This is a genomic window from Cetobacterium sp. 2A, from assembly GCF_014250685.1.
Classification (GTDB): domain Bacteria; phylum Fusobacteriota; class Fusobacteriia; order Fusobacteriales; family Fusobacteriaceae; genus Cetobacterium.
Genome location: NZ_JACFAJ010000006.1, coordinates 361,997 through 377,782 on the forward strand (window position 1 = coordinate 361,997; position 15,786 = coordinate 377,782).

Genomic DNA, 15,786 nt, shown 5'->3' on the forward strand with positions numbered 1-15,786 from the left:
TCTTTCTCCTTCTTAGCCTTTCAACTCTCCCGCACGTTTTCTAATATCATCGATTATTCTCTCATCAATAAATTTATCCAATTTACCGTTATATGTAGCAATTTCCCTAACTACACTTGAACTTAAATATAAATATTCTTTTGCTGCTGGAATAAGAATCGTTTCTATTTCACCATCTGAAATGTCATAATTTCCGTAAGCTAGTGTCAGTTCATATTCATAATCTGAAACAGCTCTTAACCCTCTTATTATAACTTCGATTGAATTTTCTACCATAAAATCTACAAGTAATCCACTAAAATCAACTACTTCTATGTTTGGTAAATCTGCTAAAAGTTTCTTTACCATAGTTTTTCTTTCTTCCAAATTAAACCAGTATTTTTTTGAACTATTGTTTAAAACAGCCACTATCAATTTATCACAAATCTTTGAAGCTCTTCTAATTATGTCCTGATGTCCTTTTGTTATTGGATCAAAACTTCCAGCATAAACTGCAACTTTCATGTTCTCCTCCTACTTCTCTAGAAGAATATTATAATCATTTTTCTCACCATGAATACTTTCTACAAGTTCTAAAATTTTTCCTTTTTTTGCTAAATATGAATTTATAAAATCTAGATAAATTTCCTCTAACTTATGGCAGATATCCTTAGTAGTAACTACTTTAATTTTTCTTATATCCTCTTCTGTAGATAGTTCTTTAATTTCTTTTATTATAGATTCTACAATAGATTTTTTAGATTTTATTCTTCCTGTTCCATTACATTTTGGACATTCCTCTTGGAAATAATAAAATAATGGATTTCCAGTTCTTTTTCTAGTCATCTCTACAAGACCTAAATCTGTGAAATGAATTATATTATTTTTTATTCTATCTTTGCTTAAACTTTTTTCTAAAGCTTCTGTCACTTTAATCTTATCTGCTTCAAGTTTCATATCAATAAAATCTATTATTATTATTCCGCTCAAATTTCTAAGTCTTAGCTGTCTTGCAATCTCAACTGCAGCCTCAACGTTTGTATTCACAACCGTTTCTTCTAAATTTAAAGTTCCAGTATTTTTTCCAGTATTTACATCTATACTTATTAAGGCTTCTGTTTTTTGGATAACTAAATATCCTCCGCATTCAAGCCAAACTACTTCTTTTAAGGCATTTTCTATTTCCTTATTGATGTTATATACTTCAAATATATCTTTGCTATCTCTATAAAGTTTAATTTTTGTCTTCAGATTATTTTCACTAAATGCATTGATATAATCTATTATTTCCCAATAAGCTTCCTCATTATCTACAATTAACTCATCTATTTGATTACTGAAAATATCTCTCAATATTTTTGTAACTATATCATTATCTCTGTAAAGAGTATCTCCAATTTTTGCTTTTGAAATTTTTCTGTCTGTCTCTTCCCATTTTTTTGAAAGATACTGAATCTCTCTTTCAAAATGGTAAATAGATTTTCCTTCCGCAGCAGTTCTAATAATTACTCCCATTCCATCAGGTTTTATCTCTTTGAATAATTCCTCAAGTCTAGCTCTTTCTTTTTCATTTTTTATTTTTTTAGAAATAGCTATGTGATCATTATTTGGCATAAGCACTAAGTATTTTCCAGGAACAGTAAAATGTGTTGTAACTCTAGCTCCTTTACTTCCTCTTGGCTCGCTTAAAACCTGAACAACTACATCATCACCAACAGTTAGTATATCTTCAATAGGTCTATTACTATTTTCAATTCCATCTAAATATTTTTCTTCAAATTCTCTTAGATCATTTACGTAAAGAAATCCATTTTTTTCAAGTCCAATATTTACAAAAGCTGACTCCATTCCCGGAAGAACATTAGCAACTTTTCCCTTATAAATATTTCCATTTATGGTTCCTTCCCCATATCTTTCTATAAAAAATTCCAAAACTTTACCGTTTTCTAAAATAGCAGCACGAGTTTGAAATTTATCTATGTTTATTATTATCTGGTTCATTTAACTCCCCTTCAAGAATCTCTTTTCTAAAATAGGTCTTTTCATTTACTTGAATTTCATTCAATTCAAAAGAGTTATCTATTTTAATCTCAAAAATTCTACCCAGCCTAACTCTATTTATCTTATTTATTCCAACTATTCTAGACACATTTTTTTCATTGACTCTAACTTCTAATTTTCCTTCTGATTCTAATATTCTCTTTAGGAAACTATAGTAAATTTCTCCTTCTATAATTTCTCTAAAAGCTGGATGAAAAGGTCCTGCGATTACATTACCATCTTCTCTCAAATCATCCGAAGGTTGAAGACCAACCCTTATGACATTTATGCCCTCTATTTCAAATAAAGAATATATTTTCCTACATCTCTCAACAGCTTCATCCAAGCTTAGAGCCTTATAAGTACCTCTACGATACATATCTGCCATCTCTGTTTCTTTAATTACTAGTGTTGGATATATTCTTGCTATTTCAGGCTTTAAACTCACAACTTTTTTAGCTGTTTCAAAATCACTCTCGAAAGTTGATTCAGGAAGTCCAATCATAACTTGAATGCCTAATTCTATTCCAGCTTCTTTTATAAGTTTAGACGCATATTCAACTTTTTCAACGGGATAATATCTTGCCGTTGCTTTTAAAACTTTGGGATCTATAGATTGAACTCCTAATTCTACTGTAGTTACTCCATACTCTTTCAACATATCTACTATCTCTTTAGTTATATAATCTGGTCTTGTAGATATTCTTATTCCTTCTACATCTCCATTTTTTATATAATCTTGAACTACTTCCAAATATTCTTTTTGTAGTGCTAAAGAGATTCCAGTAAAAGTTCCACCAAAAAAAGCCACCTCTTTTTTGGATTTTTTTGGAAGAGTTTTTAAATAGGACTCTATAATATCCTTCAAGTCATCTAAACTAACATCTGTTTCTCTCCCGTTTATCTTCTTTTGATTACAAAATACGCAATCATTAGGACACCCGAAGTGACTTATAAAAACTGGAATATTATAATGTTTCATTTAATTTTACTCCTAACTTTTTGCAGAGTTCTTTTGCTGCTGCTTGTTCTGCACTTTTCTTATTTCTACCAGTTCCATGACCAAAAATATTATCTCCTATCTTTACAAATATTTCAAATATCTTTTGATGATCTGGTCCAACTTCTTTTGCAACTTCATATATAGGTATTGCTCTATATTCTTTTTGACTATATTCTTGAAGAATCGTTTTAAAATCTAAAATATCCTCATTTTCATTTATATGGTCAATTGAATGTTTTATCTGTTTTAATGCAACCTCTTTTGCTGTTTCAAAATCTGAATCCATGTATATGGCACCAAGTATAGCTTCAAATACGTCTCCTAATATTGAACTACGCTCTCTACCACCAGTTATCTCTTCTCCCTTACTTAAAAGAAGATAGTTTCCAAAATCTAATTCCTTTGATATTTTTGCAAGAATCGGTTCACTTACAACCATAGATTTAATTTTTGCTAAATCTCCCTCTGTTGAATTACGAAAATTTTTATATAAATATTCTGTAACAACAAGATCTAGAACTGCATCTCCCAGCAGTTCTAGTCTCTCATTGTTTATCTTTTTATACTTACGATTTTCATTTCCAAAGGATCTATGTACAAGTGAATTTTTTAGGAGCTCTTTATTTTTAAAATTATATCCTAACTTCTCTTCAAGCTCTAAAAAGTTTTTTTTCACTTCATCTACCTCTTTTTTAATTTTATTAGTCCTTGAACTTCTTCATAGCTATTACAGCGTTATGCCCACCAAATCCTAAAGAACTTGACATAGCTACTCTAATATCTTTTTTAACCATTTCATTTGGAGTGTAATTTAAATCTAAATCTGGATCAGGCATATCATAGTTTATTGTTGGAGGTATAACTCCTTCAGCTATTGATAATGCTAATATTGCTCCTTCTATTCCACCAGCTGCTCCAAGACCATGTCCTGTTGCACCTTTTGTAGAACTAACATTTAAGTTATAAGCGTGCTCTCCAAATACTTCTTTTATAGCAGCAGTTTCATTTCTATCATTTGCAGGAGTTGATGTTCCATGAGCATTGATATAATCAACTTCATCTAAAGTGATATTTCCTTCTTCTAATGCCATTCTAAAAGCTCTTACAGCTCCTTCTCCACCTTCTGATGGTGAAGTTATATGATAAGCATCACAAGTTTCTCCATATCCAACTACCTCAGCATAAATTTTTGCTCCTCTTGCTTTTGCTGATTCTAACTCTTCTAAAATTAAAATTCCAGCACCTTCACCCATTACAAATCCATCTCTATCAGCAGTAAATGGTCTAGAAGATTTTCCAGGCTCATCATTTCTTGTAGAAAGAGCTTTCATATTTGCAAATGAATTGATAGCAAATTTAGTTATACAAGCTTCTGTTCCACCTGTAATCATTGCATCTGTTCTTCCTGATTTTATCATCTCATAAGAATCTCCTATTGAGTGAGTTCCTGCAGCACAAGCTGTAACAACAGCTTTGTTTGGTCCTTTAGCTCCAAAATATATTCCTACATTTCCAGAAGCCATATTACATATCATAGCTGGTATTGTAAATGGAGATATTCTTCTTACTCCCTTTTCAATCATAGTCGCATGTTGATCTTCGAAAACTTCTATTCCTCCGATACCTGATGAAACTATAACTCCAACTTTATTTTCATTTTTCTCATCTATAACTAAACCTGAATCTTCTATAGCCATTTTAGTAGCTGCTATAGCAAACTGAGTATTTCTCGCTAATTTTTTAAGTTCCTTTTTTTCCATTCCAAATTCTGTAGGTTCAAAATCTCTAACTTCTCCTGCTATTTTAACAGGATTATCAGTAGTATCAAAAGATTCAATCAATTTTATTCCTGTTTTTCCCTCTTTTATTGCTTTCCAAGATTTCTCAACACCTGTTCCTAGGGAAGTTATCATTCCTAACCCTGTTACGACTACTCTTCTCACTTATTTTTCACCTCTGAATTAATTTTTCAAAAAATATAATTAAGGGGTATTAAATCATACCCCTTTAAGTTCTTATTTATGTGAATCGATATAATTTACAACATCTTGTACAGTTTTAATTTTTTCTGCATCTGTATCAGGAATTTCTACGTCAAATTCTTCTTCGAAAGCCATTATTAACTCAACTGTATCTAGTGAATCTGCTCCTAAATCCTCAACAAAGTTTGCTTCTAAAGTAACTTGATCCGCGTCTACACCTAATTGCTCTACTACTATTTCTCTTATTTTATCTAACATTTTTTTCCTCCTTAAATTCTGTGTTATATATATAATATTAACAAATTTACTAACTCTTTTCAAGCTTTATTAATTTAGATTCTCTAAATCTTCCAACTTCTCTATGTTTCTAACAACTATATCTTTATCTATTTTTTTTATAAGACCTGAAAGAACTTTTCCTGGCCCAATTTCGTATATTTCAGTAACTCCTAAATCTTTTAATTTCTTTATAGTTTCAACCCATTTAACTGGTCCGAAGCTCTGAGAATATATCTCATTTTTAATTTCTTCTGGAGTAGTTATTACTTCAGCTGTTGTATTGGCTACTAATCCAATTTCTGAATTTTTAAAGTTATACTTTTCAGCTTCTTCTTTTAATTTTTCACCAGCTGGTTTCATAAGCGATGAATGAAAAGGTCCTGATACAGCAAGAGGCATAGCTCTTCTAGCTCCAGCATCTTTTAAAGCTGAGCAAGCTAAATCGATAGAAGATTTTTCTCCAGCGATTACAGTCTGATTAGGTTCATTGAAATTTACAGCCTCTACAATTCCATCTACATCTAATAAAACTTCTTTTATTTTTTCTGAATCTAAACCTATTATAGCTGCCATTCCACCATCGATAGATACAGCAACTTCATTCATAAATTGTCCTCTAGCCGAAGTAAGTTTAACCACTTCATCAGTTGTTAAAAATCCTGCAGCTCCTATAGCAGCGTACTCTCCAACAGAATGTCCAGCAACATAATCAGCTTTAATTCCCTTTGATTTCAATAGTTTTTCAAGTACTAAACTCATAGCAACTATTGCTGGTTGAGTATTTTTAGTTTCTTTTAAAGCAGATTCTGGTCCATTAAACATAATGTCTTTTAAATCGAAATTTATATTTTCAAAAATATTATCAAACTCTTTTTTAGCTAATTCGCTATTTTCATAGAGTTCTTTTCCCATTCCCACATACTGTGTTCCCTGTCCAGGAAAAACAAAAGCTATTTTAGACATTAAAATGCCTCCTTTTATTAATTACATGTGTTTTTTAATATATCATGAACTTTTTTTTATGTCAATAACTATATTAATATGCCCACTTTATTATCATAGATCCGTAAGTTAATCCAGCACCAAAACCTGTAAGTGCAATTACGTCTCCTTTTTTTACAAGACCTTTATCTAATGCCTCTCCTAGAGCTAACCCTATTGAAGCAGATGATGTATTTCCAAATTTATTTAAGTTCATATAAAATTTTTCTACAGGAATTCCAATTCTTTTTGAAGCTGCTTCAATTATTCTTAGATTTGCCTGATGAGGAAATACCATAGAAATATCTTCTACAGATACATTTCCTGATTCCATCGCAGAAATTGTTGCTTTAGGAAGTGCTTTTACTGCAAACTTAAATACTTCTGGTCCCTTCATTTTTAAGAAGTTACTTCTTTCTTCTAAAACTTCTGGTGTAATTGGCTTTCTAGTTCCACCCGCTGGGACTCTTAGAGTCTCTTGGTCTTCCCCTTCTGCTCCTAAATATTGTGAGATTATACCATATCCAGGTTCAACTTCCGCAAGAACTGCTGCAGCTGCTCCATCTCCAAATAGAACACAAGTATTTCTATCTTGCATGTCTACAACTCTTGACAGAACCTCTGTACCTATTACAAGAACTCTTTTGTACATATTACTCTTTATAAGCGCCGTACCCATTGTTAACGCGTATACGAATCCACTGCATGCAGCATTTAAATCAAAAGCCGCTGCATTTTTAGCTCCTAGTTTTTCTTGAACTATACAAGCAGTACTTTGAATTAAATAATCTGGTGTTCCTGTAGCTAAAATTATAAAGTCTATATCTTCAGCAGTAAGTCCCGCTTTTTCTAAAGCTTTTTTAGATGCTTCAACAGCAAGATCAGATGTCGCTTGATCTTCAGCAGCAAATCTTCTCTCTTCTATTCCTGTTCTTGACTTTATCCATTCATCTGATGTGTCCACCATCTTTTCAAGATCAAAATTAGTTACAATTCTTTCTGGAACATACGATCCAAGACCTACAATTCCTACGTTTTTAAAGTTCATTTTTTTCCTCCTTACTAACATCTACAGCCTCTTTTAATTTCTCTAAGAAACCATTCTCAACAAATTTATTTGCAACTCTGATAGCATTTTTTATACCTTTTGCGTCAGAGTTTCCATGTGCTTTTATAGATATTCCATTAAGTCCTAAAAATATTGCTCCTCCATATTCAGAAGAATCCATTTCATTTTTCAATTTTTTAAAAACTGGTTTAAGAAGCATAGCTCCAATTTTTCCAAAATTTGTCTTAGAAATTTCCTCTTTCAAAGTATCGAAAATAAACTTAACAACTCCTTCTGCTGTTTTTAAAACCATATTTCCTGTAAATCCATCCGTGACAACTACATCTACACTTCCATCCATCATTTCTCTACTCTCTATATTTCCAATAAAATCTATCATTTTATTTTCTTTTAAAAGTTCATATGAATTTCTTGTAATTTCATTTCCTTTTCCTTCTTCTGTTCCAATGTTTAATAATCCAACTTTTGGTTTAGTAACATCTAGTAGTGACTCTGCATATATAGTTCCCATTACAGCAAATTGCTCTATAAATTCTGGTCTACAATCTGAATTTGCTCCAACATCCATAAGTACTATATGTTTTCCTTTAGCAGGAAATATTGTTGCAATAGCAGGTCTTAAAACCCCTTTTATTCTTTTTAACTTAAGTTGACTTGCAGTTATAAGAGCTCCAGTATTTCCTGCTGAAACAGACGCATCTGCTTCTCCATTCTTTACTAGATCCAAAGTTATACTCATAGATGATTTAGGTTTATTTCTAACAGCTTGAATTGGATCTTCATCCATTCCAACCACATCATAAGCTTCTCTTATTTCGACATTTTCTTTATTGTAAGTGTGTTCTGCTAACTCTTTTTCTATGGCATCTTTATCACCAACAAGTATAAGTGATAAGCCTTTTATTTCTTTAAGAGCTAAGACTGCTCCACTTATAGTTTCCCTAGGTGCATTGTCTCCACCCATAACATCTAAAGCTATTTTCAAAAAATTCACCTCTTTATTGTATACACTTCTAGTTAATATTATACAATAATCTTGAAATAAAAAAAAGCAAGATTTTATCATCTTGCTTTTTTTTAATAACTATTACTCAGCTGCTACAGCTAAAACTTGCTTACCGTTGTAATCTCCACATGCAAGACAAATTCTGTGTGGTCTTCTTGGAGCTCCACACTTGTCACAAGTTGCAAGAGCCGAAGCAGTTATTGCGTCATGAGATCTTCTCATATTTTTTTTAGCTTTTGAAGTCTTTTTCTTAGGTACTGCCATCTTAGTTTCCCTCCTACTACATAAATATTTTAATTTTTAATTTTTTATCTGTAATAATTGCTGCCATCTAGGATCTATCCCGTCGTCACTATACTTTTCAAGAGCCGAAGCATCTTTACACATAGGTACACAAGCAGGATATAGAGGCAAATCAAGTATTATATACTGTCTAACCAACTCTAAAATGTCTATTTCTCCATTTACAGCTTCATCGAGAGATTCTTCTCCCAATTCACTATCAGAAGCCAAAGATTTCAGGTACTCTTTATAGCTTTTAGAATCTAAAAACTTTCCTTCAAAGCTTCCTTCCATCGTTTCCAAAATATTCTCTAAACATTTTACACATTGAGTTGTTACTGTTGTTTTGTATTCTCCAGTCACAATGTACTGTGTTCCATTGTTATAAGCTATTCCAGTTACATGAACATCACCTTTAAGATCAATTCCATCGATACTGTCAGCAGTAAAGTCGAACTCTATCTTTGAATGTCCCATTAATTCATTAATTTTTATCTTCAAAGATAACCTCCTTCATAAATACAATACCTAGTTATTTTACTAGTTTTTTTAGATGTTGTCAAGTAAATTTTCTTAACAAAATTTTTGAATAAAACTATACATTAAATAGGAACTCCATTAAATCTCCATCTTTAACAATATAATCTTTTCCTTCAAGTCTTAGAGATCCAGCCTCTTGAGAACCCTTCCAACCAGAGTACTTTATAAAGTCCTCATATGAAACAACTTTAGCTCTAATAAACCCTCTTTCAAAGTCAGTATGAATCTCTCCAGCTGCCTTTGGTGCTGTATCTCCAATTCTTATTGTCCACGATCTAACTTCTTTAACTCCAGCAGTAAAATACGTTTGAAGTCCTAGTAAATTAAATCCAGCTCTAATAAGTCTGTTAAGTCCTGGTTCGTCAACTCCTAATGATTCTAAAAATTCTTTTTTATCTTCATCTTCCATCTCTTGAAGTTCAGATTCAACTCTTGCAGAAACAACTACAACTTCAGATCCAAGATCTTTAGCATATTCTCTAACTTTCTCAACGTACTCATTTCCAGTTGCTAAATCATCTTCTGATACATTAGCAGCAAATATCATAGGTTTAAGAGTTAATAACTGATAAACTCTAATTTGCTCAAATTCATCTGGAGTTAATTGTAACGTTTTAAGAAGCTTATATTCTTCCAAGTGAACTTTACACTTTTCTAAAACAGGAACTATTTGCATAGCCTCTTTTTGTTTTGCTTTAAATAATTTTGATTGTTTTTCTAGAGCTTTCTCAACTGTCTCTATATCCGACAAGATAAGTTCTCCATTGATTATTTCAATATCTCTTATTGGATTAACAGAACCACTTACGTGTATTATGTTCTCATCCTCAAAACATCTAACAACTTGACATAAAGCGGCTGTGTTTCTTATGTTAGAAAGAAATTTATTTCCTAACCCTTCTCCTTTTGCAGCTCCTTCTACAAGTCCTGCAATATCCACAAATTCAACAGTAGAATGTACAACTCTCTCTGGATTTATTATCTTTGAAAGTGCTTCAAGTCTTGAATCTGGAACAGTTACCATTCCAACGTTTGGTTCTATTGTACAAAATGGGTAGTTAGCAGCTTCAGCAGCTCCTGCTTTAGTTATTGCATTAAACAAAGTAGATTTACCAACATTTGGAAGTCCTACAATTCCTATACCTATCATGGGGTTCCTCCTAAAATTTATTTTACTCTAAATTTTAACATATATGAGAATTTTTGTAAACACTCTCTTGCGCGGTCCCTCTTAATTTTACACGTGGTTCACTTGGTATAGCAAAATTAGGTACAAGTCTATCAAGTCCTGTGATTGTTAAAATTAAAATACTCGACACAGCTCCAAATGCCATGAAATTATATTTTATTATATCCATAGCTACAAAGTGATGAAGAGGGTAAACTGCATTAGCTATCCCTACATAAAACCCTATATATACATGCCAAGGAATTAATTGAGATCCAAATACTCCTAACGCGTCACTAAATGTAGCATTTCTTAATTTTAAAGTTTCCATATCTTCTGGTGAAGCAATTACATTATTTTCTACAACGTTTCTTATAATTGGTCCTATAGTAACTATCTGAGCCATCTCATCTGCAAGTCCTGCATTTCCCAAGATAGAAAGAATTCCATTATAAAACATAAGTTGTCTAACATTTTTAGAAATTTTTACAACTAAATCCGATAAAGGTTTAAACGCATTCATAAGTTTCATTATTCCACCAAATGCAGCTACCCACATCATCATAACTATTACCCAAGAACCTGCTCCTGAAAACCCTGACATTAAAAGATTTAAAAAGTCTATTACATTTTTTACCGTTCCTGCAAAAATCCCTAAGATAAAAGCTGATAATATTCCAACGAATAAACAAGCCAAAGTTGAAACACCTCTAAAGGCAGCTATCAATACTAAAACTAATGGAATTATCATATATTTTGGAACTCCAGTTTTTACCTGATTTAATAAAATTACTGCTGATTCTCTCTCCTCTGCAAGTTTTGTCCAAACTTCTTGAGGAATTTTATCTATAGCTGATGCTGCGTCTCCAACCATAGTTGGTAATCCCATAACAACTCCTGCTACATAAAAAGATACTACTCCTATTATAAGCACAAGTCCTGACCAGTAACCTTGATGCTTTATTCTTTTAACAACTTCTACCCCTTGTATTCCTGAACTAACTATAGTTGTATCAGAAATAAGACCTATATTGTCTCCAAAACAAGCGCCACCAGCAATTGCAGCTGTAGTTAAAAGTACATCTCCTCCAACTATATGATTAAGCCATAAGAAAATTGGTGCACAAGCTGCAAATGTTCCCCAGCTAGTCCCTGTCGCAATAGATAATATAGATGTAACTATTATTCCAACGACAGCTATTGTTCTACCTGTAAGTCCAACATTTAATGATAGATTTATAATAGAAGCTCCAACTCCAGTTGCCATGAAAACTTCAGCCATTGCATATGCCATCATTAGTATAAAAAATACTAATTGCATCTCTCTTGCATTATTGATAGCAGAGTCCATAATTTCATTCATGGTTCTTTTCTCACATACAACAGCTACAAGTGCTGCATAAATTGTTGCAATAGGTGCAGCTACAAGTGCATCTACGCCTAGAATCATAAGCATTGCCAACAAGGCAACAGGACTAAGTTTTAGTAAAGAAATAATATTTTGCATAAGAAATACCTCCAAGTTATTTTATTAGCTCCAGGTATTTTTAGGTAAAAAAAAACTACCGTGAGAAAAACAAATCACGGTAGTGTAAGTACAATATAAAATATATAGTAATTACTTTGATAGCTCAACATTGAATAAATTCAATGACAGTTATATAGATATTCTCTACATACCCAGCAATAGGTTCTGACAAACTCCTAGTGCTTCGGCAAATAAACCTTTCTTTTAACTTCACAGCTTTGTCCAGCTCTGTTAAAATACTTTTTCTACTTGCAACCTCTACCTAAAAATATTATTTTGAAACTTAATTGTATTTAATAATAGCATTCAAAAACTATTTTGTCAATAAAGACATTCCTGTCATTTCTTCAGGTTTATCAATTCCTAATATTTCTAATATTGTTGGAGCTATATCTGACAACTTTCCATTAGCTAATTTACCAGTATAATTATTAGAAACCATTATAAATGGAACATCATTTGTCGTATGAGCAGTAAACATCTCATTAGTTTCAGGGTCCACCATCTTTTCAGCATTTCCATGATCTGCTGTTACTAGAAGTATTCCATCTTTATCTAAAATTTTAGTAGCTATTTTTCCTAATGCGTCATCTACCGCTTTTATAGCTTTTACTGTAGCATCAAAGTTTCCAGTGTGCCCAACCATATCAGGATTAGCAAAGTTTATAACTATAACATCATAGTGTTTATAGTCTAATGCTGTTAAAGTTCTATTTGTAAGCTCTAAAGATGACATTTCAGGTTGTAAATCATATGTAGCTACTTTTGGAGATGCTACCAGTTCTCTATCTTCACCTGGGAAAGGTTCTTCTTTTCCACCGTTGAAGAAGAATGTAACATGAGCATATTTTTCAGTTTCTGCAGTTCTTAACTGAGTTAAGTTATGCTTTGATAAAACTTCACCTAAAGTATTAGTTATTGCTTTATCTTTATAGATTACAGGTGCATCTATTGTTACATCATATTGTCTCATACAATAAACTTTAGCTCCTACATAATCTCTTTTAAATCCAGTAAAGTCTTTATCATTTATCGCTCTAGTTATCTGTCTTGCTCTGTCTGGTCTAAAGTTGAAGTTTATAAATACATCTCCTTCTTTTATAGTTCCAAAACAATCTACAAGAGTAGGCTCTATAAACTCATCGGTTTTTTTCTGTTCATACGACTGAGCTACCGCTTCAAGTCCAGTTACTGCCATGCTTGTAACATTTTTTCCAACCATTACATCATAAGCTTTTTGAGTTCTATCCCAGTTGTGATCTCTATCCATTGCATAGTATCTTCCAGAAACAGTTGCAATTTTTCCAACACCTAATTTTTCCATCTCTTCTTTTAACTCTTCCATAAATCCAAGTCCTGAAGTTGGAGGTGTATCTCTACCATCCATGAAAGCGTGAACATAAACATTTTCTAATTCATATTTTTTAGCCATTTCTAAAAGTCCAAATAAATGATTGATATGTGAATGAACTCCACCATCTGATAGTAATCCACCGAAGTGAATTGATTTTCCGCTATCTTTAGCATATTGGAAAGCTTGTACTAACTCTGGCTTTTTAAAAAAATCTCCATCTCTTATATCTTTAGTTATTTCAACTAATGGTTGATATATAATTCTACCAGTTCCTATATTTAAATGTCCTACTTCAGAATTCCCCATTTGTCCTTCTGGAAGTCCAACAGCTTCTCCTGAAGCTTTTAGTTGTGAATGAGGGTATTTAGCAACCAATTCTAAAAAATTCTTTGGATTAGCTTCAAGTATTGAATTTTTTTCTTGTGAGTGAGGATTAATTCCCCAACCATCTAATATCATAAGCATTAAAGGTTTTTTATCCATTTTACACCTCTCCATTTTTTATAATTATAGTCCTGCTTTTATAACATCATTAAATGATTTAGCTTCTAAAGAGGCTCCACCAACTAATCCACCATCAATATCAGGTTGCTTCATTAAAGATTTTGCATTTCCTGGATTCATTGATCCACCATACTGAATAGTAATTTTTTCTGCTGTAGGTCTTCCAAACATATCAGCTAAGACAGCTCTAATTTCTGCATGTGTTTCTTCAGCCATTTCTGGAGTTGCTGTTTTACCAGTTCCAATTGCCCATACTGGCTCGTAAGCTACTACAACTTTTGCCGCTTCTTCTGATGTTAAATCCTCTAAACCTTCTCTTAGTTGCTTTTCATTAACTTCGTTTGTTTTTCCAGACTCTCTATCTTCTAATTTTTCACCAATGCAAAGTATAGGGATTAAATCATGCGCTAATGCAGATTTAACTTTTTCATTAATAAATTTATTTGATTCTTTAAAATATTCTCTTCTTTCAGAGTGTCCTAAAATTACGTATTTAACTCCAAGGTCTTTTAACATAACTGGAGATATTTCACCAGTATATGCTCCTGAATCTTTTGGATACATATTTTGTGCTGCTATATCAATATTAGATCCTTTTACTGTCTCAACTGCTGCTTCTAAAGCTGTGAATGGAACTCCTACTACAATCTCAACACTGTTAACATCTGAAACTAGTTCCTTAAGCTCTGAAAGCATCGCTCTAGTTTCTCCAACAGTTTTATTCATTTTCCAGTTACCTGCAATTATTTTCTTTCTCATAATTTTAATACCCCCTAATAATTTTATTTTATTATTACTTATTAATAATATAACATATTGAAAATGTTTTTACAAAATCTCAAACAGAAGATATTTTCATCTTTCTTTGGGTATTTTTTTCTCTAATTTAACAAATTTTTCATAACCTCTTCTTTCGTAATCTGTTCTTCGTATCCTTCAAGATTATTTTCTATATCTATTAAGAATTCTCCTAACTCTATTTCCAATATATCAAATAGCACTTCAATATCTTGGTTTTCATATGCTTTTTGGGCTGCTTCAAAACTCATTTTAAAACTTTGTACAAACTCATCATAATCATAATAATTCAAATCTATAGCAGTACTATCCTTTATTGCTAAAAGCAAACTATAAGTCCAAGCTATAAATTGCATAACATCGTATAATTTTTGAGCATCTATAAAAGCTGACTCTCCTGATATTATGTCATCTGTCAAATCAAAATAATGATCTAAGTAATCACTGAAAAAACCAAATGATTCAAGTATAATCTCTCTGTGACTTCTTGTTGATACCTCTATCAATTTTACATTTTCAGAACTTACAACACTATTTTCTTCAATATTTGAACCATTTACATGTAATGTTAATAAAACCTTATCTTGTTTTTTTAATATTTTATTTATTTCATTCATAGCTCTTGAAAAATTAAAATTTTTCTCGAGAATTTCATACCTTGTATTATCAATATATATTTCCATCATTTTACTCCATCATTTGTTTTATTTTTTAGATAACTTCTGACAACCGATAAAGAAAATATAAATATTTCGATAGTTTTATTGTAACTCTTAAGTTCTTTTTTAATTTCTTCAATAGTTGATCCAGTTGTTACTATATCATCAACTAAAAGTATTTTTTTATCATGTAGGTTTAAGTTACCTTTAAATACTGAAACTAAATTTTCTTTTCGTTTTTCAATACTATCAATCTCATACATGTGCTTAGTATTTTTAGCTCTCTCAATAGTTTCGTACTTTATATTACACTCTTTTAAAAATTCTTCAACTTGATTAAATCCACGTTCCCTCATTCTTGTATCGCTTATTGGAACTGGTATCACAACATCTATCCCCAATTCTTTTATGAGTTCATTTAATGGTTCTTTTATAAATTTCGCTATCTCTTTTGAAATATATTTTCTATTAGAAAATTTAAAATCCCAAATCAAAGATTTTATTTCTTCATAATGAAAAGAAAAATAAACTCCTTTTCGGCTTTTTAATTTCCCTAAAGTTTCTAACTTAAAAGAACACTTACTACAAATGTACTCCTCTGAATCTTTTTTCAT

Annotated in this window: 17 protein-coding genes and 1 riboswitch; all 17 genes read right to left on the reverse strand. The window is 31.6% G+C overall.

Annotation, left to right across the window (positions count from 1 at the left end; all coding sequences use genetic code 11):
* Window positions 1-12: 12 nt before the first annotated feature.
* Window positions 13-504, reverse strand: coding sequence for a pantetheine-phosphate adenylyltransferase (coaD, locus tag H3N56_RS05540; protein WP_185880266.1), 492 nt, complete (start codon window positions 502-504; stop codon window positions 13-15).
* Window positions 505-513: 9 nt separating this feature from the next.
* Complete coding sequence (locus tag H3N56_RS05545) at window positions 514-1,980, reverse strand: Rne/Rng family ribonuclease (RefSeq protein WP_185880267.1); 1,467 nt, start codon at window positions 1,978-1,980, stop codon at window positions 514-516.
* The gene (locus H3N56_RS05550) at window positions 1,952-3,001 is read right to left on the reverse strand and encodes an elongator complex protein 3 (protein WP_185880268.1); all 1,050 of its coding nucleotides are present in this window, start codon (window positions 2,999-3,001) and stop codon (window positions 1,952-1,954) included. Before H3N56_RS05550 ends, H3N56_RS05545 begins: the two co-directional genes overlap by 29 nt.
* Entirely contained in the window at window positions 2,988-3,698 is a 711-nt protein-coding gene (rnc, locus tag H3N56_RS05555; RefSeq protein WP_185880269.1) for a ribonuclease III, read from the reverse strand. Before rnc ends, H3N56_RS05550 begins: the two co-directional genes overlap by 14 nt.
* 25 nt (window positions 3,699-3,723) lie before the next feature.
* The gene (fabF, locus tag H3N56_RS05560; RefSeq protein WP_185880270.1) at window positions 3,724-4,965 is read right to left on the reverse strand and encodes a beta-ketoacyl-ACP synthase II; all 1,242 of its coding nucleotides are present in this window, start codon (window positions 4,963-4,965) and stop codon (window positions 3,724-3,726) included.
* A 72-nt stretch (window positions 4,966-5,037) separates the two neighbouring features.
* On the reverse strand, window positions 5,038-5,262 hold the full coding sequence (acpP, locus tag H3N56_RS05565; RefSeq protein ID WP_185880271.1) for an acyl carrier protein: 225 nt from the start codon (window positions 5,260-5,262) through the stop codon (window positions 5,038-5,040).
* Window positions 5,263-5,331: 69 nt separating this feature from the next.
* Window positions 5,332-6,246 carry an ACP S-malonyltransferase gene (fabD, locus tag H3N56_RS05570; RefSeq protein ID WP_185880272.1) on the reverse strand — a complete coding sequence of 305 codons (915 nt, stop codon included), beginning with the start codon at window positions 6,244-6,246 and terminating at the stop codon, window positions 5,332-5,334.
* Window positions 6,247-6,319: 73 nt separating this feature from the next.
* Entirely contained in the window at window positions 6,320-7,312 is a 993-nt protein-coding gene (locus H3N56_RS05575) for a beta-ketoacyl-ACP synthase III (RefSeq protein WP_185880273.1), read from the reverse strand.
* Window positions 7,302-8,318, reverse strand: a complete 1,017-nt coding sequence (gene plsX, locus H3N56_RS05580) for a phosphate acyltransferase PlsX (RefSeq protein ID WP_185880274.1) — start codon at window positions 8,316-8,318, stop codon at window positions 7,302-7,304. Before plsX ends, H3N56_RS05575 begins: the two co-directional genes overlap by 11 nt.
* Before the next feature lie 102 nt (window positions 8,319-8,420).
* Window positions 8,421-8,603, reverse strand: a complete 183-nt coding sequence (gene rpmF / locus H3N56_RS05585; RefSeq protein WP_185880275.1) for a 50S ribosomal protein L32 — start codon at window positions 8,601-8,603, stop codon at window positions 8,421-8,423.
* A 36-nt stretch (window positions 8,604-8,639) separates the two neighbouring features.
* Window positions 8,640-9,122, reverse strand: a complete 483-nt coding sequence (locus tag H3N56_RS05590) for a DUF177 domain-containing protein (protein WP_255492159.1) — start codon at window positions 9,120-9,122, stop codon at window positions 8,640-8,642.
* 94 nt (window positions 9,123-9,216) lie between these two features.
* On the reverse strand, window positions 9,217-10,311 hold the full coding sequence (gene ychF / locus H3N56_RS05595; RefSeq protein WP_185880276.1) for a redox-regulated ATPase YchF: 1,095 nt from the start codon (window positions 10,309-10,311) through the stop codon (window positions 9,217-9,219).
* Window positions 10,312-10,345: 34 nt separating this feature from the next.
* Entirely contained in the window at window positions 10,346-11,836 is a 1,491-nt protein-coding gene (locus tag H3N56_RS05600; RefSeq protein WP_221893437.1) for a Na+/H+ antiporter NhaC family protein, read from the reverse strand.
* 112 nt (window positions 11,837-11,948) lie between these two features.
* Window positions 11,949-12,126: riboswitch (Lysine riboswitch) on the reverse strand.
* A 44-nt stretch (window positions 12,127-12,170) separates the two neighbouring features.
* Window positions 12,171-13,694 (reverse strand): 2,3-bisphosphoglycerate-independent phosphoglycerate mutase, encoded by a 1,524-nt coding sequence (gene gpmI / locus H3N56_RS05605; RefSeq protein ID WP_185880277.1) that lies wholly within the window; start codon window positions 13,692-13,694, stop codon window positions 12,171-12,173.
* Between the two features lie 24 nt (window positions 13,695-13,718).
* Window positions 13,719-14,474, reverse strand: coding sequence for a triose-phosphate isomerase (gene tpiA / locus H3N56_RS05610; RefSeq protein WP_185880278.1), 756 nt, complete (start codon window positions 14,472-14,474; stop codon window positions 13,719-13,721).
* Between the two features lie 122 nt (window positions 14,475-14,596).
* Window positions 14,597-15,196 carry a hypothetical protein gene (locus H3N56_RS05615; protein ID WP_185880279.1) on the reverse strand — a complete coding sequence of 200 codons (600 nt, stop codon included), beginning with the start codon at window positions 15,194-15,196 and terminating at the stop codon, window positions 14,597-14,599.
* The gene (locus H3N56_RS05620) at window positions 15,196-15,786 is read right to left on the reverse strand and encodes a ComF family protein (protein WP_255492160.1); all 591 of its coding nucleotides are present in this window, start codon (window positions 15,784-15,786) and stop codon (window positions 15,196-15,198) included. Before H3N56_RS05620 ends, H3N56_RS05615 begins: the two co-directional genes overlap by 1 nt.